At 68.4% G+C, this 17,866-nt stretch carries 14 protein-coding genes and 1 pseudogene; 9 read left to right on the forward strand and 6 right to left on the reverse strand.

Annotation, left to right across the window (positions count from 1 at the left end; all coding sequences use genetic code 11):
• Positions 1 to 10: 10 nt before the first annotated feature.
• From ACFWAY_RS21505 to ACFWAY_RS21520, 4 genes are all read left to right on the forward strand, one after another.
• Positions 11 to 928, forward strand: a complete 918-nt coding sequence (locus ACFWAY_RS21505; RefSeq protein ID WP_378512049.1) for a hypothetical protein — start codon at positions 11 to 13, stop codon at positions 926 to 928.
• A 14-nt stretch (positions 929 to 942) separates the two neighbouring features.
• A complete protein-coding gene (locus ACFWAY_RS21510) occupies positions 943 to 1,608 on the forward strand; it encodes an ESX secretion-associated protein EspG (RefSeq protein WP_378512050.1) in 666 nt (221 codons plus the stop codon).
• A gap of 70 nt (positions 1,609 to 1,678) precedes the next feature.
• A complete protein-coding gene (locus tag ACFWAY_RS21515) occupies positions 1,679 to 3,037 on the forward strand; it encodes a hypothetical protein (RefSeq protein ID WP_378512051.1) in 1,359 nt (452 codons plus the stop codon).
• A gap of 95 nt (positions 3,038 to 3,132) precedes the next feature.
• Complete coding sequence (locus ACFWAY_RS21520; RefSeq protein WP_378455422.1) at positions 3,133 to 3,267, forward strand: hypothetical protein; 135 nt, start codon at positions 3,133 to 3,135, stop codon at positions 3,265 to 3,267.
• A gap of 52 nt (positions 3,268 to 3,319) precedes the next feature.
• Here the strand turns inward: ACFWAY_RS21520 and ACFWAY_RS21525 are convergent, their stop codons facing one another.
• The 3 genes and pseudogenes from ACFWAY_RS21525 to prpD form a co-directional block, all read right to left on the reverse strand.
• Positions 3,320 to 4,441 carry a bifunctional 2-methylcitrate synthase/citrate synthase gene (locus ACFWAY_RS21525; protein ID WP_378512052.1) on the reverse strand — a complete coding sequence of 374 codons (1,122 nt, stop codon included), beginning with the start codon at positions 4,439 to 4,441 and terminating at the stop codon, positions 3,320 to 3,322.
• Positions 4,438 to 5,355 (reverse strand): methylisocitrate lyase, encoded by a 918-nt coding sequence (prpB, locus tag ACFWAY_RS21530; protein ID WP_378512053.1) that lies wholly within the window; start codon positions 5,353 to 5,355, stop codon positions 4,438 to 4,440. Before prpB ends, ACFWAY_RS21525 begins: the two co-directional genes overlap by 4 nt.
• Positions 5,355 to 6,859 (reverse strand): annotated as a pseudogene (gene prpD, locus ACFWAY_RS21535) (2-methylcitrate dehydratase PrpD). The gene prpB and the pseudogene prpD overlap by 1 nt, the downstream one beginning before the upstream one ends.
• 169 nt (positions 6,860 to 7,028) lie before the next feature.
• Between prpD and ACFWAY_RS21540 the strand changes: the two are divergent.
• The 3 genes from ACFWAY_RS21540 (at position 7,029) to ACFWAY_RS21550 (ending at position 11,394) form a co-directional block, all read left to right on the forward strand.
• Positions 7,029 to 8,453 (forward strand): short-chain fatty acyl-CoA regulator family protein, encoded by a 1,425-nt coding sequence (locus tag ACFWAY_RS21540; RefSeq protein WP_378455426.1) that lies wholly within the window; start codon positions 7,029 to 7,031, stop codon positions 8,451 to 8,453.
• A gap of 140 nt (positions 8,454 to 8,593) precedes the next feature.
• The gene (locus ACFWAY_RS21545; RefSeq protein ID WP_378455427.1) at positions 8,594 to 9,940 is read left to right on the forward strand and encodes a hypothetical protein; all 1,347 of its coding nucleotides are present in this window, start codon (positions 8,594 to 8,596) and stop codon (positions 9,938 to 9,940) included.
• Positions 9,941 to 9,945: 5 nt separating this feature from the next.
• Entirely contained in the window at positions 9,946 to 11,394 is a 1,449-nt protein-coding gene (locus tag ACFWAY_RS21550) for a PQQ-binding-like beta-propeller repeat protein (RefSeq protein ID WP_378512054.1), read from the forward strand.
• Between the two features lie 12 nt (positions 11,395 to 11,406).
• Here the strand turns inward: ACFWAY_RS21550 and ACFWAY_RS21555 are convergent, their stop codons facing one another.
• The 3 genes from ACFWAY_RS21555 to ACFWAY_RS21565 form a co-directional block, all read right to left on the reverse strand.
• Positions 11,407 to 12,540 (reverse strand): methyltransferase, encoded by a 1,134-nt coding sequence (locus tag ACFWAY_RS21555; RefSeq protein WP_378512055.1) that lies wholly within the window; start codon positions 12,538 to 12,540, stop codon positions 11,407 to 11,409.
• 82 nt (positions 12,541 to 12,622) lie between these two features.
• Positions 12,623 to 14,257 carry an AMP-binding protein gene (locus tag ACFWAY_RS21560; RefSeq protein WP_378455430.1) on the reverse strand — a complete coding sequence of 545 codons (1,635 nt, stop codon included), beginning with the start codon at positions 14,255 to 14,257 and terminating at the stop codon, positions 12,623 to 12,625.
• Complete coding sequence (locus ACFWAY_RS21565; RefSeq protein ID WP_378512056.1) at positions 14,257 to 15,546, reverse strand: MFS transporter; 1,290 nt, start codon at positions 15,544 to 15,546, stop codon at positions 14,257 to 14,259. Before ACFWAY_RS21565 ends, ACFWAY_RS21560 begins: the two co-directional genes overlap by 1 nt.
• Positions 15,547 to 15,846: 300 nt before the next feature.
• On the opposite strand from ACFWAY_RS21565, the gene ACFWAY_RS21570 reads away from it, so the two are divergent.
• Positions 15,847 to 16,590 (forward strand): SDR family NAD(P)-dependent oxidoreductase, encoded by a 744-nt coding sequence (locus tag ACFWAY_RS21570; RefSeq protein ID WP_378455432.1) that lies wholly within the window; start codon positions 15,847 to 15,849, stop codon positions 16,588 to 16,590.
• Between the two features lie 43 nt (positions 16,591 to 16,633).
• Positions 16,634 to 17,821, forward strand: coding sequence for an acyl-CoA dehydrogenase family protein (locus tag ACFWAY_RS21575; protein ID WP_378455433.1), 1,188 nt, complete (start codon positions 16,634 to 16,636; stop codon positions 17,819 to 17,821).
• Positions 17,822 to 17,866: the final 45 nt, after the last annotated feature.

Here is a 17,866-nt window from a genome sequence, read left to right on the forward strand (position 1 = left end):
GAGGTCGGGGATGAATGGCGGGGAGAATTTTCGGTCGGGCGAGTGGGATCACCGCGCCATCCGGAGTGCGGTCGACGCGCTGAGGCCCGCCGAGTCCGGTGCGGTCGCCGCGGCCTGGGACGACCTCGGTCGGCGATTCCGTGAGTCGGTCAACGCGTTCCACGACGCGACCCGCGCCGCCGTCGACGCCGGCTGGCGTGGGCCGACCGCGACCGCGGTGGCGGCGGCACTCGACGACTACGCCGCCCGCGCCGGACGGGTCGGCGGCCAGTTCACCGATGTGGGGGATGCGTTGCGGCACGCGACCGCAGGCGCCGAAGCGGTGCGCGGCGCGGTGGGCCGGCCCGGCGACCACCCGACCGACTGGACCCGGGTGCTGCCCGCCAACTGGACCGCGGAAGCCGACGCCGACGCCGCGGAACAGAACGCGAAGGCCGCCATGGACACCTTGTACACGTCGGCCTATTGCGTTGCGGACCAACAACTCCCCGCTGCCGGCCTCGCCGCGACCCACGCCGCGGCAACGGCCCACGGTCAGCCGGTGGGCTTCGACATCGGACCGAACGGGGTGCACGGCATACCCAGCGACCAGCAGGTGGCCGAGCCCGAATCCGATTCCGTCCCGCGCAATGAGCACCGTAGGAGCGACGAGGTGAGGCTCGAGGACCCGCAGGCAACCGCACAGGCTGCGCCGGGTTCGATCGCGGGTGCGGCGTTGGCCGGCGCCGTCGGCGGCGGGGTGGCGCGGTACGCGCACAGCATCGTGTCCTCTCACCGGACGCCCGGCCGCGAGCGGCCGAGCGGTCCGGCCCGGCCCGCCGAGCGGGAGGACGCGGAGGAACCCCCGACCTACCTCGAAAGCATCGACGAGGGAAGCGAACTCGTCGGAAAGCTGCCCCTCGTCACGCCCGCGGTGATCGGCGAATAGTCGTGGGGCACTGGGTGTTGAGCGATTCGCAGTTCTCGGCGTTGTGGGCCCGGACCGGCCAGGACCGCATTCCGTATCCGTTCAAGGTCACGAGCGTGCTGGCCACCGCCGACGAGTACCAGGCGGAGCAGCGCCGGATCCGCGGCGACTTCTCCGGACCCGAACACGACCCGCTCGAGTCGGCGCTGCTGGTGCTCGCCGAACCCGACCTCCGGATCGAGATCTCCGGTTCGGCAGGCGCGGACGGCGGTACCCCGATCCGCATGACGGGAGCCCTCGCACGCGGGCACGGAATCGCGGCGGTGCAGCATCCGGGCGCCGAAGTGGTGATCCGGAGCTGCGAACCGTACGACGTCGGCCGGCAGCTGATCGCTCAGCTCCCCGACACCGACGCGGGCACGGTGGCGGGCATCGTGGTCCCACCGGCACCGGCCGGGAGCGCACGGGCGGCCCGGATCCTCGACCGGCCGTCGACGAGCCAGGGGGTCGTCACCGTCATCCGCGGGTCGCGGCACTCACCACACCCCGTCGGCGGTCTGGCGTGGCGGGACATCGAGGGCGACGGCCGGTACCTCGTGTGGGGCGATACCGCCGTCGCGGTGGAACCGGGCACGTCGTGGGACCTCCTCGACGCCGTCACCCGGCTGACCGGACGGATCGCGGCCGGTCACCCGGTCTGAGCCCGCCGACCCCTCCTGCGCTGCGGTCTCGGCGATCGCCGCTACCGTATAGAGCGGAAGTAGGTGACTTGTGGCCGACCCGGACGGAGCAGACATGCAGGACTTCGATCTGGATTCGAGTGTGAACCGCGACTGGGCCGAGTTCCAGCGGCGCCTCGCGGACTATCTGGCAGCGATGCAGGACGAGGACCTTCTGGTGCTCGAATCGGGATTCGAGGAGCTCGACGAATCCCAGGGGCTGATGCCGTGCATCCAGTTCGTTGTGTGGGACGGTGACACGGTGCGCTGCGAGGTGCCGTCGAACCATTACCTGCACCCCGACCGCGCGCTGACCGAGGCCGAGCAGACGTACCTCACCGAGTTGGGCTGGAACCGGCCGACCCGCGGTCCGGACGACGAACCCGACGACGGCTCCCCCGCGTTCTACGTCGACAAGAAGCTGTCGTGGTCGGATCAGCTGGCCGCGATGACCGTGGCCGCGTTCCGCGACGTCTGGGGAATCACGCATCCCGCGTTCCTGAGTACCGAGACGTCCGGCACAGACCCCGAGGCCACGTTCGACCCGGTTGCGGTGCGGCCGCCGCTGGTCGCGCAGCTCGACCCCGCGACCGCCGTGGTCCCGCGCGACGTCGAGCATCTGCACGAACTGATCACGCTCGCGTTGGTGCCGATGCTCGGGCTGCTGCCCGAACGCGACCCGGACGGGGACGTCCCGATCCGGATGGGCAACACCATCCTGTTCGTCGGCCCGCTCGCCGACACCGTCGACGTGCAACTGTTCGCGCCGCTGGTGCACGACATCAGCGACCGCACCCGGGCGGCCGAAGTCACCGCCGACCTCAACCGCACGTGGTCGCGGATCAAGTTCGTGCTGGTGGACGACCGGTTGTCGGCGTTCCTGGAAGTGTCGGGCAACCCGTTCGTCCCGCAGCACCTGACGGACAGCTGCAAGGCGTTCGCCGATTTCCTGCGCACCGTCGACAACGAGTTCGCGTCGCGGTTCGGTGGCGAACTGTTCTTCAGCCGGGATTCCGGCTCCGACGAGGAACCCGAACCGGAAGCGGCACCTGGCACCGAGGGCCGGATGTCGTCGACCGACCTGCCGAAGGAACTCCAGACGCTGTTCCATCTGGATTCCGGGCCCGATCGCGACACCGATCCGGCTATCGTCGCCGACGTCTGCGGTCACGACCGCGACCGGATCCTCGTGCTCCTGGACACCGGGACCGCCTGGGTGTCCCGGTTGCGGGATACCGATGACGCGTCGGCGGACCAGTGGGAGCGCATCGTGGGTGCCCTGCGCAACGCCCTCCGGACGGTCGTGCTGCCACCGACGACGAGCGCTCCCGACAGCAAGCCGCGGCCCGAGCAGATGGGGCTGTTCAACAATCCCGAGGAGCAGACCCTGTTCGACGATCCGTCGTCCTAGAAGCGGCCCTTTCGACGATCGGTCCGGGTTTCCCGGGATGTGGCGTACTGTCGGCTCTATCGGAGCCGTCCAGGTTCCGCATTCAGGGATGGTCCATGGCTGACAAATCGCCCCGCAATTCCATGTCGAAGAAATCCGGTAAGTCGCTGAAGGAGAAGCGCGCCGACAAGAAGATGAAGACGACCGGGCAGAGCGATCCGGAAATCGTCTCGCACGTCAAGAAGCGCTAGCGCCCGTGCGCCTTTCTGGTAGCAGCAGCAACCACAAAGGCGCACAAGGCGGTCAGGCCACGACGGACCTCTGGGGAACCCCCGAGTACTCGCTGAGCGGGCGGATCAAACTGTTCGACGCGCCCTGCTCGATGATGTGAGCGGTCCACCCGGTGATCCGGCTCATCACGAACATCGGCGTGAACATTTCCACGTCGAATCCCATGAGGTAGTACGCCGGACCGGTCGGGAAGTCGAGGTTCGGCGCGATGCCGGTGGCGCCGGCCATCGTCTTCTCCAGGATGTCGTACATCCGCACCCACTTCTCGCCGCCGGTGTGGGCGGCGATGTCGAGCAGTGCCGCCTTCATCGTCGGCACCCGCGAGTCGCCGTTCTTGTAGACGCGGTGGCCGAAACCCATCACCTTGTCCTTGGCGGCGAGTTTGCTCAGCAGCCACTCCTCGGCGCGGTCCGGCTCGCCGATCTCGAGCATGTCGTGCATGACGGCCTCGTTGGCGCCGCCGTGCAGCGGACCCTTCAACGCCCCGATCGCCGCGGTGACCGCACTGTAGATGTCGGACAGTGTCGACGTCACCACGCGGGCCGCGAACGTGGACGCGTTGAAACTGTGCTCCGCATACAGGATCAGCGACACCTCGAACGACTTGACGACGGCCGGATCGGGCACGTCCCCGAAGCACATGTTCAGGAAGTTCTCCGCGAACCCCAGGTGCGAGTGCGGTGCGATCGGGTCCTGCCCGCGCCTGCGCCGGAAGTCGGCGGCCACGATCGTGGGCAGCACCGCCGTCATGCGCAGCGCCTTCGCGAGGTTCTCGGACGGTGAATTGTCGTCCTCCGCAGGGTCTTCCGCACCGAGGTAGCTGATCGCCGTGCGCACCACGTCCATGGGGTGGCAGTTGTCGGGCATCTTCGCCAGCAGCGACAGCAGGGAGCGGTCGGCCCGGCGCGCCGCCCGCTCACGCTGACCGAGCAGTTCCAGCTGCGCGGGGGTAGGGAGTTCGCCGTACCAGAGCAGGTACGCCACCTCCTCGAAGCTGCAGTGCGCCGCCAGGTCCTGCACCGCGTAGCCGCGGTAGGTCAGCGCATTGGTCTCCGGCACCACCTTGGAGATGGCGGTAGTGTCGACGACGACACCGGCCAGCCCCTTGTAGATGATGGGAATTGCTTCGGTCATGACCCACTCCCCTCGATCCGGAAATTGAAGATTCCGTTGTCGAATTCGTTGTAGCGCTTGTAGTCGAGCAGTTCGTAGAGCCGGCTGCGGTGCTGCATCCGATCGAGCAGACCGGCCTGCGTTCCCTCCGCGGCGATCTGCCGCAGTCCGGCCTCGGCCGCGTACATCGCGAGCCGCAGCGTGGTCACCGGATAGATCACCGCGTTGTACCCGATGTCCTGCAGCGTCGTCGCCGAGATCAGCTCGGATTTACCGAATTCCGTCATGTTCGCGAGCAGCGGGACGGCGATGCCCGCGCGGAACTTCTCGAAGTCCGACTCGTCGGCGAGGGCCTCGGTGAACACGAGGTCGGCGCCGGCGTCGACGTAGGCCTTGGCCCGGTCGATCGCCGCGTCGAGTCCCTCGATTCCGCGAGCATCGGTGCGGGCGCAGATCACGAAGTTCGGATCGCGCCGCGCCGAGACCGCCGCCCGGATCCGCCGCACCATCTCGTCCGTCGGCACCACCGCCTTGCCGTCGAGATGGCCGCAGCGTTTCGGGTTCACCTGGTCCTCGAGGTGGCATCCGGCGATACCGGCGTCCTCGAGGACGGTGACGGTGCGCGCCGCGCTCATCGGTTCCCCGAACCCGGTGTCGGCGTCGATCAGGACCGGCAGGTCGGTGACGCGGGCGATCTGCTGCCCCCGTCCCGCGACCTCGGTCAGGGTGGTCAGCCCGATGTCGGGCAGGGCGAGATCCGCGGAGACGACGGCGCCCGACACGTAGACACCCTCGAAGCCGATCTCCTGGATCAGCTTGGCCACCAACGGGTTGAACGCGCCGGGCAGACGCTGCAGCGCGCCCGAGTCGAGCCCGGCCCGAAACGCTTTCCGCTTGTCCGCCGCCGACGTGGCCGCGGCGATCAGCCCGCTCATCAGAACAGTCCCTTCGGCAGCTTCGGTACGCGGGCGAGCACGTCCTCGGTGACGGTGAACGTCAATTGGTCCAGCTCACCGGGCTTCAGGTCGGCGGCGCCGTACGCGGCGTCGAGGAAGCGGTCCTGCTCGGCAGGTGTGATCACGCCGTCGGCGAGGGTGCGGAACTTGGCGACGTACTGGTCGCGGGCGAACGGCCGGGCACCGAACGGATGCGCGTCCGCGACGGCGAGTTCGTCGACGAGAACCTCCCCACTCTTCAACGTGATCTCGGCGCGCGCACCGAACGCCTTCTCGTCCGGGTCGGTCGAGTGGTAGCGACGCGTCCACTCCGGGTCCTCGGCCGTGGAGATCTTGCGCCACAACTCCACCGTGTCGGGGCGCTGTGCCCGCTCGGGGGCGTAGGAGCGCTCGTGGTGCCACGTTCCGTCCTGCAGCGCGACGGCGAAGATGTACATCACCGAGTGGTCGAGGGTCTCGCGGGAGGCGGTGGGGTCGAACTTCTGCGGGTCGTTCGAACCGGTGCCGATCACGACGTGCGTGTGGTGGCTGGTGTGCAGCACGATCGACGCGATCTGATTCAGATCCCCGATCCGCGCGCGCATCCGGCGCGCGAGGTCGATGGGCGCCTGACTCTGGTATTCGGCCGAGTGTTCCTTGGTGTAGCTGTCGAGGATCGCACGCTTGTCCTCACCCGGGCCGGGCAGCGGAACGTGGTATTCCTTGTCCGGTCCGCCGAGCAGCCACGCGATGACACCGTCCTCACCCTCCCAGATCGGTGACGGAGACCCCTCGCCCCGCATCGCCCGATCCACGGACTCGACGGCCACCTTGCCGGCGAGCGCCGGGGCGTATGCCTTCCAACTGGAGATCTCGCCCTTGCGCGACTGCCGCGTCGCCGTCGTCAGGTGCAGGGCCTGACCGATCGCCTGGTAGACGGTCTCTGTGTCGAGACCGAGTGCGGTGCCGATCCCGGCCGCGGCCGACGGGCCGAGATGCGCGACGTGGTCGATCTTGTGCTCGTGCAGCGAGATTGCGCGCACCAGGTCGATCTGGATCTCGTAGCCGGTGGCGAGGCCGCGGATCAGGTCGCGTCCGCCGAGTCCGGCGTGCTGGGCGACCGCGAGGATCGGCGGAATGTTGTCACCGGGGTGCGAGTACTCGGCGGCGAGGAACGTGTCGTGGAAGTCCAGTTCCCGCACCGCCACACCGTTGGCCCACGCCGCCCACTCCGGCGAGTACGTCCCGCCGACCCCGAACACAGCCGACCCTGGGCTGTAGGGATGCGCCTGCGCCTGCGCCCGGGCGCGTTGGACACCGGGCGGCGGGTCAGGGAGGCCGCGGCGACGGCGGCGTTGTCGATGATCCGGTTGACGATCATCTCCGCCGTCGCTCCGGACACCTCGACGGGGTCGGTGGCCACCTCCGCGATCTTCCAGGCCAGGTGTTCGTCCCTGGGGAACTCCTCCGCCGAGCGTCGCGTGCGTACGAGATGTGTCTTCATCGTTTTCCTCCGTGGTCCTCGTCCTTCCTTTCGCACGCTACGCAGAGGCCTCGGGGGCAAGAAATACCTCGCAAAGGCCTATTCGTGCGTATCGAACCCGGCAAACTTGCGAATGCTGCGAATCATCGTTGGGTACTGTCTGTGGGCGCGGCGATGGAGGAATGGACGCATGAAGAAGATGTACGCCGGCCCCCGGTTGCGGCGCCTGCGGGAGGAACGCCGGCTGTCGCAACTTGCGCTCGCGAAGAGCCTCGGGCTGTCGCCGAGCTACGTCAATCAGCTCGAGAACGATCAGCGCCCGCTCACGGTGCCGGTTCTGCTCAAGCTCAACGAGGTGTTCGATCTCGACGTCCAGTTCTTCGCCTCCGACACCGATGCCCGTCTGGTCGCGGACGTGCACGAGGCGCTGGTGGATACGTCGGAGTCCGGCGAGGTGTCGTTGGCGGAGATCGACGAACTCGTCGCCCGGATGCCCGCCGTGGGGCGAACGCTCGTGACGCTGCACCGACGGTTGCGGGCGACCACCGATCAGCTCGACCAGTTCTCGGCGCAGATCTCCGGGGACGCGACGCCGGACCCGGCGCACGTGCCGATGCCCTACGAGGAGGTGCGGGACTTCTTCTACGATCGGCGCAACCATATCGGCCGCCTCGACGACGCCGCCGAGGAGATGTTCAGGGGCAACACACTGTCGATCGGCGCGCTCGACCTCCAGTTGGCCCGCATCCTCCGCGACCGGCACGGGGTGACGGTCCGCATCCGCACCGACGAACCGGATCAGCTGGGCCCCAAACGACTGTATGACGCAGAGGCGGGCACACTGACGCTCGCCCGTCGGCTCACCGCCGGTCAGCGCGCGTTCCAGATCGCGATGCAGGTGGCGTTCTTCACGCAGTCGGAGACGATCGACGCGATCGTCGCCGGGGACGAATCGCTGACCGCCGAATCCGCCGCGCTCGCGCGAATCGGGTTGGCTCACTACTTCGCCGGGGCGCTGATCCTGCCGTACACGCTGTTCCTGGGTGCCGCCGAATCGCTCCACTACGACATCGACCTGCTGAGCCTGAAGTTCGAGGTGGGGTTCGAGACGATCTGTCACCGACTGTCGACGCTACAACGGCCGGGTCAGCGCGGCGTGCCCTTCTTCTTCGTCCGCACCGACCGCGCCGGGAACATCTCGAAGCGACAGTCCGCCACAGCGTTCCACTTCTCCCGGGTGGGCGGCAGCTGCCCGCTGTGGGTGGTCCACGAGGCGTTCGCGAATCCGGGGAGGATCCTCACGCAGGTATCGAAGATGCCCGACGGGCGCGCCTACCTGTGGATCGCGCGCACCACCCACAGCGGCGGTCTCGGATATCTCGCCCCGGAACGCAATTTCGCGATCGGCCTCGGCTGCGACATCGGGTACGCCGATCGGCTGGTCTATTCGCGCGGAATCCAGACGGACGACCCGAGCACGGTCGTCCCGATCGGCGCGGGCTGCAAGGTGTGCGACCGGCCCGCATGCGCGCAACGCGCCTTCCCGCAACTGGGCCGGGCCGTACTCGTCAACGAGGACAGCAGCGGCCATCTTCCGTATCCGCAGGGCAGGTAGGCGCTCCGCGCCCGTGAGTGGTTGGGGAGTCCAGGGACTCGTTGACCACGCACGGGCGTAACGCTGCCCGCAATCGTGACGAATAGGACTTCGGATGCTCCTCCGTTCGGGGTGAGCGCCTGCGACACGGGTGGGGGCACATGGGCGACGGGGCGGACAGCCGCAAGGACCGCTGGACGACGGGTCTCGTCGTGGTGTCGATCATGGCGTGTGGCGTGATCGTCGCGGGACTGCTCGATACCGGATCCGGCACTGCCACGGTCGAGGACGCCACTGGGCTCCCGTCGTACGTCACCTCGCCGGTCGAATATCCCGTCGACATTCCCGGTTGCGCGACGGTGGAACCGCCGACGGAGGGAGAGTCCTTCGCCATGTTCGTCAGCGGCGAGCAGAGTTACGACAACCCGCGCTACCCGTGGTTCTCGGCACCGAAGGCGTCGTCCATGACTGCCGCGGTCCTCGACGCTCTGCCGGAGGCCGTGGAGATCCCCTTCGTCAGCCCCACCGAGTCGTTGCTGTTCGAGCCGATTCCGGAGTACGACCAGCCGGAGACACCGGACTTCGAGGACGACTTCGGCGGCGTCACCAGCGCTCGGGGACCGCTGCTCCGGGACTCGGCACCCGGGTCGCTGTGGATATCGGTCAGCAAGGCGGACAGGCCGATTCCGCCGTGCGTGGCCGGGGAACTCGACCGTCGCACGACGCTGCCCGACGGCACCGTGCTGGATGCGGACGACACGTGGTCCGAGTACGACGGCCACCGCACGCTGTCCCGGAGCATCGCCGGCTACTTCCCGGACGGCACGTGGATCCATGCCGACGCCACCGACGAGAACTTCGCCGAGGCCGACCAAGGCTCGAAGTACAGCGGCACCATCCCACTGACCCTAGACGAACTCACCGCCATCGTGCTGCGCCCCGAACTGCGGGTGAGTACAGCGGTTCCACCGGGCACCCCGCCTCCCCCGACGGCATGCGGGTCGGGGGGCGGCTCCGAGGACGAGGGACCGGCGCTGACCCGCGCCGATCTGGACCGGTTGAACTCCGTGCTCGACGACGCGTGGCGCGATCAGGGTATCGCCGTGTCGACACCGCTCGGATCACTGCAACTGGCCGAGTACAGCGACAAGGCGGTGTGTGAGAGCGTCGACGTCACCACACCCGGATCCGAAGGGACCCTGCGAATCTCGATCGAGGGCGGCTACATCGTTCCGCCCGAGCCGGACAAGTACGACCCGTCCTACGACCCGCAAGCCGCGAAGGCCACCCGACTGCCCGACGGCTCCGTGTTGGAGCGACGGGACGGGTACACCTCCGCAGCGTCCGAGCCCAGAACACCCGCCGTCGCGGAGGCCGGCCGTTACGTGACGCTGACACGGCCGTCGGGCACCCGGGTTTCGGTCAGCTCGACCTCCACGCTGCCGGCCACTCCGCTCCCCTACGAGCTTCTCGAATCCCTGGCCACGACACCCGGACTGGAGCTGTAGCCGACATGGGCCCCGACAAGAGCAGCCGAAACCTCTGGGCCGCAGCGCTCGTGGCGGTCGTGACTGTCGCCGGCGCCGTCACCACCGTGATCGTGCACGAACCGGAGTACCCGGAGGTGAACATCCCCGGGCTCACCGGCTTTGTGGATCCCGGCGCCCCGGAGGCGTCGCCGGATGCACCGGGCGCCGAGTGGTCGCTGGATGCGGCCGCCACCTACGATCGACAGTTCGCGGTCTTCCGCAACCCGGTGTACGGCAGCGGATTCGACTCGGGCGAGCCGGGATTCGTCGACGGCGGACAGGTGCTGGTCACCATGATCGGGTTGGTGAATCAGCAGACGTCGGGGCTGGACGAGACGAGGTTGGTCGGGGTGGACGCCGACACCGGATCGGTGCGCTGGGAGACGCCGGTCGAGTCGCTGGGCGGGTGCACCGACACCCTCGCCGCCGGGCGGATGGTCTGTTACACGACCCCCTTCGAGGACGCACCGGTCATCCTGGCCGTCGACACCGAGAGCGGCTCCGTGACCCGCACACCCACCGACTGGACGATCCTCGCGATGACGGCCGCCGACGACTGGCTGTACGTGATGGAAGGCGACCCGGAATCCGACGACATCCGGGTGCACGGCGGCATCCCCACCGACCCCGATGCCCGCTGGTCACAGCGGTTCGACCTCGGTTCGGCGTGGGAGGACGCGTTCGGTCACCTCATGAGCACCGAGCACGGTCAGGGTGTGCTCGAACTCGGCGGGGAGGTGGCGGGGTTCGACCTCGCGACCGGGAATCCGACGTTCACGCGCACGCTGCCCGACTGCACGCAGTCCGCCCGGGCCACCGAAGGCGGGGTGGTCGTCCGTGTGCACAGCGACTGCAGTCTCAGCAAGGTGCTGGGCTCGGAGGCCGTCGATCGTACCGGGCGCGTCCTCGCGGCATCGGACGTGGAGGCGGTGCACACCCTTGCCGTCGATCGGCCCGCCGACACCACGATTCCGGTGTTGCTCGGCGACGGTGCCTACGACCGGACGACGGGCGAACTGCTCTGGACGAGCCCCGATCTCGTGTCGACGCCGCGGGTCGACACTCCGCAGTCGTACGGCCCGAACACCACGCAGGGCACCGCCGTCGCCGTCCTGGGGGATGTGGCGTTGCTGCGCGACTACGAGGGCAAGACGGAAGCCGCACTCGACCTGAGGTCCGGGGACCGGTTGTGGCACCGAAGCGCCGAGTCGTACGGCACCGTCGTCGCCGCGGACGGCGACACCGCGGTCTTGCTGGAATCCGATGTCCTGCGCGCCGAGAACGTCCGGTCCGGCGAGGAACTGTGGATGCTCCCCCTGCAGACAGTGATCGACGACGACTCGTGGGACAGCACACAAGTCGTCGCGGCGTCGGATACCCGCCTGGTCTACATGACGTCGGGGACGATGGTCGGGTTGGGCGCGTCCGAGTGAATCACCCCGGGGCTACCCGGCGGGCGAGTCCTGCGCACCGAGCCGCCACAGCGACGTCACTTCCCGCTTGCGCGCGGCGTGCAGAGCATCCGAGCGGTCGGCGACCTTGCCGTGCCGGGGCGCCACGTCCCGGCGCCCGAGGACGGTCAGGCCGGCGTCGTCGATCAGGGTCAGTAATTCCTCGCGGGTCCGCAGTCCGAGGTGCTCGGCGATGTCGGACAGGATGAGCCAGCCCTCTCCCCCGGGCTCGAGGTGCTCGGCCAGGCCGCCCAGGAATCCGCGGAGCATCCGGCTGTCCGGGTCGTAGATCGCGTACTCGATCGGCGAGGTGGGGCGGGCGGGGATCCACGGCGGGTTGCACACGACCAGCGGTGCCCGGCCCTCGGGGAACAGGTCCGTTTCCACGACCTGCACCTGACCGGCGTAGCCGAGCCGGTCCAGATTAGCCCGGGCGCAGGCCAGCGCGTTCGCGTCGAGTTCGGTCGCGATCACCTTCTCGACGCCGCGGTGTGCGAGGACGGCGGCCAGCACACCGGTTCCGGTGCCGATGTCGAACGCCTGCGTGAGCGACGGCAGCGGGGTGTCGGCGACGAGGTCGACGTACTCGCCGCGAATCGGGGAGAACACGCCGTAGCCGGGGTGGATGCGCGCATCCAGGGCCGGGATCTCGACGCCCTTCTTCTGCCACTCATGGGCGCCGATCGCCCCGAGCAGATCCCGCAGGGTGGTGACAGTGGGCTGGTCCGTCGGTCCGTACGCCTCGAGCACCGCCTGCCGCACGTCGGGGGCGCGTCGCAGCGGGACGGTCTGATCGGCGTCGAACGGCACCAGCAGCATCCCCAGGATCCCCGCCCGCCGCGACTGCGTCTGCCGGTGCAGGTGGAACGCGGTGGCGGGGTCGGCGGAGGTCTTACGGGTCTTACGGTCGGTACGGGCGGCGACGGCGGCGCCGAGCTGGCGGGCGTTGTGGAAGTCGCCGCGCCACAGCAGCGCCGTCCCCTCGCACGCCAGGCGGTACGCCTCGTCGGCGGTCATCGAGTCGTCGGCCACCCGGATCTTCTTCGGGGGCGTCGCCCCGCTGGTGGACCGCCACACCGCCGAATGCTCGGTGCCGTCCTCGGTCCAGCGGACGAACTCGGTTTCCATCGCACAACCATAGGCGCTTCGCGCCCGTGCGCCTTTTTGGTAGCTGCAACAACCAGAAAGGCGCACGGGCGGCGGAGCCGCCTCACGGGAGTTCGCGGACGGCCGCCCGGCGTAACTTGCCGACTTCGGTGCGCGGAAGGTCGGGCCGGAAGTCGACGACTTTGGGTGCCGCGTAGGGTCCGACGCGCTGCGCGACGAGGTGTTTGAGTTGCGTGACGAGGTCGCCGTCGTCGGCCCGGGTATCCGCGCGGACGACGACGGCCCGGACCACTCCGCCGCGGATCGGATCGTCGTAGGCGACTGCCGCGGCGTCGGCGACCGCCGGGTGCTGCAACAGCGCGTTCTCGACCTCGACCGGGCTGATGTTGTGCCCCGACGCGATGATCATGTCGTCGTCCCGGCCGAGGATCTGCCACCGGCCGTCGGGGTCTGTGACGGCTCGGTCCTCGGTGAGGAATACGTCGCCGCGCCAGCGGTCGGCCCACAGATCGGGGGTGTTCTCGTAGCCGCTGGACATCTGGTGCCGGGGCCGCCGTACCGCGATCAATCCAGGTTGACCGTCGGCCACCGGTTGACCGTCCCGGTCCGCGAGGAAGGTGTCGAAACCCGGAATCGTGGCGGACATCCAGCCCGGACCGGATCTCGATTCGGTGCCCTGAGTGTCGCCCAGGAGCATGCCGACCTCGGACAGTCCGTACCCGTTGCGCACGGCGGGTGCACCGGTGTCGGCCCAGGCCGCGGCGACCGCTGCGGTGAGCGGTTCACCGGCAGCGGCGACGGTGCGGAGCGACGGCGGCACCCCGTCCTGCGCGAACGTCGCCGTCAGTCGCCGCAACGCGGCCGGCGCGGTAGTGAGGATCGTCGCCTGCTCTTCCCGGATGACGCGATGCCAGGCCTCGGGGACGAACTTCCCGGAGTACATGACGCGCGGCACGCCCAGCGCCATGACGGCGGCACCCGTGCTGTACAGCCCGAACGCCCACGCCGGATCCGACGTCGAGAACACGACGCTGTCGCGGGTCGCCCCGAGAACGCTCTTCGCGTAGGGCATGACCGAGACGAAGGTGGCGTGGGTCATGGTGCACGCCTTCGGTGTTCCGGATGTTCCACTGGTGAACAGGAGGGTGGCGGTGTCCCCGAGTGCCGTGGTCGCGAGCGGGCCGTCGGCGTCGGCCCGGTCGACCTCGGTCCAGAAGGACCTGTCGTCCTCGCCGGCCGCGACGTCGCCGACGACGAACACGGCGGGATCGAGTCCGTGGGTCGCCTGCGCCTCCGCGAGCGCCGGCCGGTACCGCTGATCGACCACGACCGCACGGACTCCCGCCGCGTCGAGGCGCAGGCCGATCGCGTCCGGGGCAAACCCACCGAACAACGGCACGTACACCAGCCCCGAGCGCCACACTGCCAGTGCGGTGATCCAACTCTCGACCTGTCGTGAGAGAAGTCCGCCGACGCGATCTCCCCGCTTCAGCCCGGCTCGCGCGAATACCCGTGCCGCCTTGGCGGAGAGCCGGTCGAGTTCGCGGTAGGTCCAGCGGTCGGCCGAACCGTCCTCGTGCCGGACGGTCAGCGCCACCCGATTCGGGTCGGCCGCATAGCGGGTGCAGATTTCGTGGGCCGTGTTGAAGTCGCCGCCGAACGGGTCGCGGTCCAGCAGGGATTCGATGTCCTGCCATGCACCGGCGAGTGCGGACGATGCGAGTCTGTCGAGAGACATCAGTGATTCACCTTTGCAGTTTTCGTCAGGGTCAGGACCAGGACGGTGATGGCGCACGCGGCGGCGATGTACGCGGCCAGTGCCCACGCACCGTCCGTCTCGGCAGCGATTGCCACCGCGATGAACGGTGCGGGAGCACTGAACACCACACCACCGAACTGATAGGCGACGGAGGCGCCGGTGTACCGGACTTCGGCCGGGAACAGACCGGTGACATACCCGGCCACCGCGGAATAGGTGACGGCGTGACCGATGGTGATGATCAGAATCATCGCCAGCAGAACGGCGACACCGACGCCGGTCGACAGCAACCAGAAGAACGGGTACGCGATCGCCGCCATGTAGAGGGACCCGTAGATCAACATCTTCCGAGCTCCGATCCGGTCCGCGATCATCGACGCGTAGGGCACCGACAGGATGTCGAGGACGCACGCGACGAGGATGCTCAACAGAATCGTCTGCCGCGAGATGCCGAGTTCCTTCGGACCGTACGACAGCACGAAGACGGTGACGAGGTAGAACGGCACGAGGGAGGCGGCCTGGGTGAGAATCCCGACGCCCAGCGCGCGCTTCTCGCCCCGCAGTACCGCGAGGATCGGGAAGTCGGCAATCTTCTTGTTGCGCTTGACGTTCTCGAACTCGGGCGATTCGACGACCTTCAGTCGAACGTACATCCCGACCGCGACCAACCCGGCACTGGCCAGGAACGGAAGCCGCCATCCCCATGCCTGCACCTGGTCTTCCGGAAGCCGCTCGACCAGGAGGAACGCGAGCGTCGCGAGCACCAGTCCGGCAGGAACGCCGGCCTGCGGCCAGCTGCCGTAGAACGCCCGCTTCTCGCGGGGTGCGTGTTCGACCGCCATCAGTACCGCGCCGCCCCATTCTCCGCCGACCGCGAAGCCCTGCGCCAGGCGAGCGAGGACGAGCAGCACGGGCGCCGCGAGACCGATCGCTCCGTAGGTGGGGATGAGTCCGATCGCGACCGTCGACGACCCCATCAGCACCAGGGAGAACACCAGCATTTTCTTGCGGCCGATCCGGTCTCCGAAGTGCCCGAAGACGATCGCGCCTGCGGGACGCGACACGAACGCGACACCGAACGTCGCGAAGGCTGCCAGCGTTCCCGACAGTGGGCTCAACGACGGGAAGAACGCCTTCCCGAATATCAGGGCGGCCGCGGTCCCGAAGATGAAGAAGTCGTACCACTCGATTGCCGTTCCGACGAAGGACGCGAAGGCGACCTTTCGGGGTTTGACCCGGGTGACCTCCAGGTCGTCGATGACTCTCATATCGAATCTCCCATCGCTGCTGATGTGGGGCGGTGCGGCTGCCGTGTCGATCCGGTGCCACCGCGGTTGTGTTCGAGCCGTCGGGCCTCGTCCGGGGTTCGCCGATCGGACATCGCGTCCGCGCCGTCGCCCCGTGTGGCCACGGTCACAGGTCTAGCACATTCCGCACGTCGATCGCAATAGTTTTGTACCGATCGATCCAATGAGTGACCGCGCCTGAAGATCGAGCATATAGGCCATTTACGTGCACTTTCCCACACACCCTGGACTATTCTTGGATCGATCAGTACATTTCCGAGTATGAACGAGAACGATCACGACGACCCACGCGTCGCGCTGGTCTCCGGCGGCTCCCGCGGCATCGGGGCCGCCGTCACCACAGCCCTGACACAGCGCGGCTGCCGGGTGGGATGCACGTACCGAACCGGACGTGACGACGCGGAGAAGCTCGCCGCAGACGCCCCCGAACAGGTACTCCCGATCCGCTTCGACCTGCACGACGACACCACGGCGCCGACGGCGGTGGAGCGCGTCGTCTCCCACTGGGGACACCTCGATTCGTTGATCCTGAACGCGGGTCAGTGGTCGGGCGGCCGGCTCGTCGAGACGGACCCGGACGCCTGGTGGAGCGTGATAGAGACGAACCTCCGCGGCACCGTCGCCCTCGCGCGGGCCGCGCTGCCCCACCTCGTGCACGGCAGGTCACCGAGCATCGTGCTGGTGTCGTCGGTCGTCGGCGTGATCGGTCACGCCGGCGACACCGCGTACGCGGGTGCGAAGTCCGCGATGATCGGCTTCGGTCGCTCACTCGCCAAGGAGGTCGCGCGTGACGGCATCCGGGTCAACGTGCTGGCCCCCGGGTTCGTCACCACCGACATGACCGACGCGGTGCCCGAATCCGCACGCAGGCGCATCGAACGCGAAACCGTCCTCGGCCGATTCGGCACCGTCGACGAAATCGCCAAGGCCGCAGTCTTCCTCAGCGAAGACGCCACATTCTGCACAGGCTCCGTCCTCACCGTCGACGGTGGCTGGGCGCTGTGACACACCACGACCGCAACGACCAACAACGAAGGGAAGCAACACCATGACCGCGACACTCACGCATTCGGTCGGCATTCCGGAGTCGGAGTACCTGGCGCTCCGGGACCGCATTTTCGAGGCGATCTGGTCCGAACTCGATCCGCTCGAACAGCGGATCGAGGACGACGAGCAGGTTCCGCACGACATCGTCATGCCCATCCTCGAGCGGATCGGCGCACTCGGCCTGCTCGTCCCCCGCGAATACGGCGGCAGCGGCCTCTCGATCGCCCAGTACCTGCCGATCATCGCCGAATTCGCAAAGGTGCAGGGCGGGCTCCGGGTCATCGTCCACGTGCACAACTCCTTCGCCCACGCGCTCTCCGAGATCGGCAGCGACCGGCAGAAGGCGGACGTGCTGCCGGGCGCGGCGACGGGCCGGAACTCCGTCGCGTTCGCGCTCACGGAGCCGGGCTTCGGGACGGGCGCGGACCTCGGGTCGACAGCGGTGCGCGAGGGCGACGACTACGTCCTGAACGGCGAGAAGTGGTTGATCACCAACTCGGACATCGCTTCTCACTTCATCGTCTTCGCGAAGACGACCGCCACCGACGTCTCCGCGTTCCTCGTTCCCCGCGAGACCGAAGGTCTCTCGATCGCAGCGCTTCCCGAGACGATGGGGTGTAAGGGCACCGAGCACGGACGCGTCACCCTCGACTCCGTCCGGGTTCCCGCCACCGCGCTCGTCGGCGCCGAAGGGCAGGGGAACGAGCACCTCGAACGCGCACTGGAGATCAGCCGGGTGTTCATCGCGGCAAGTTCCCTCGGCACGTCCGAGCGCGCCCTCGAACTGTCGATCGCCCACGCGAAGAGCCGTGTCACGTTCGGCAAGCCGATCGGCACACGGCAGGCCATCCAGCGCTACCTGGCGGAGATGGCCACCGACGTCTACGCCCTGCGCGGGATCCTGGCCGACGCGGCACAGAAGTGGGATGCCGGCGAACGGATTCCCGCCGAGGCCAGCATGTGCAAGCTGTTCGGCCTCGAGGCCGTCGGCCGGGTGACCGACCGGGCCCTGCTCATCCACGGCGGAATCGGATACACGCGCGCGCATCCGATCGAACGCCTCTACCGGGACGCCCGCCTGAACTGGCTCGAGGAGGGGACCCCGACCATCCAGTACCTGGTCACGGCGGGACGTCTGCTCGACGGATACGCGTTCTCCGACGCCTTCGAGACGTCGCGCAAGAACTGACATCAGCCGTCCTGCGGTCGGAAACGGCCGCAGGACGGCACCACG

This window comes from Rhodococcus sp. NPDC059968 (assembly GCF_042738615.1).
Taxonomy (GTDB): Bacteria; Actinomycetota; Actinomycetes; order Mycobacteriales; family Mycobacteriaceae; genus Rhodococcus_F.

Bases quoted from the DNA above. Each gene is read 5' to 3' on its own strand.
- ACFWAY_RS21560 (WP_378455430.1), bottom strand. From the start codon at position 14,257: ATGTCTCTCGACAGACTCGCATCGTCCGCACTCGCCGGTGCATGGCAG.
- ACFWAY_RS21540 (WP_378455426.1), top strand. From the start codon at position 7,029: ATGAAGAAGATGTACGCCGGCCCCCGGTTGCGGCGCCTGCGGGAGGAA.
- ACFWAY_RS21505 (WP_378512049.1), top strand. From the start codon at position 11: ATGAATGGCGGGGAGAATTTTCGGTCGGGCGAGTGGGATCACCGCGCC.
- ACFWAY_RS21575 (WP_378455433.1), top strand. From the start codon at position 16,634: ATGACCGCGACACTCACGCATTCGGTCGGCATTCCGGAGTCGGAGTAC.
- ACFWAY_RS21525 (WP_378512052.1), bottom strand. From the start codon at position 4,441: ATGACCGAAGCAATTCCCATCATCTACAAGGGGCTGGCCGGTGTCGTC.
- ACFWAY_RS21570 (WP_378455432.1), top strand. From the start codon at position 15,847: ATGAACGAGAACGATCACGACGACCCACGCGTCGCGCTGGTCTCCGGC.
- ACFWAY_RS21550 (WP_378512054.1), top strand. From the start codon at position 9,946: ATGGGCCCCGACAAGAGCAGCCGAAACCTCTGGGCCGCAGCGCTCGTG.
- prpB (WP_378512053.1), bottom strand. From the start codon at position 5,355: ATGAGCGGGCTGATCGCCGCGGCCACGTCGGCGGCGGACAAGCGGAAA.
- ACFWAY_RS21520 (WP_378455422.1), top strand. From the start codon at position 3,133: ATGGCTGACAAATCGCCCCGCAATTCCATGTCGAAGAAATCCGGTAAG.
- ACFWAY_RS21555 (WP_378512055.1), bottom strand. From the start codon at position 12,540: ATGGAAACCGAGTTCGTCCGCTGGACCGAGGACGGCACCGAGCATTCG.
- ACFWAY_RS21545 (WP_378455427.1), top strand. From the start codon at position 8,594: ATGGGCGACGGGGCGGACAGCCGCAAGGACCGCTGGACGACGGGTCTC.
- ACFWAY_RS21565 (WP_378512056.1), bottom strand. From the start codon at position 15,546: ATGAGAGTCATCGACGACCTGGAGGTCACCCGGGTCAAACCCCGAAAG.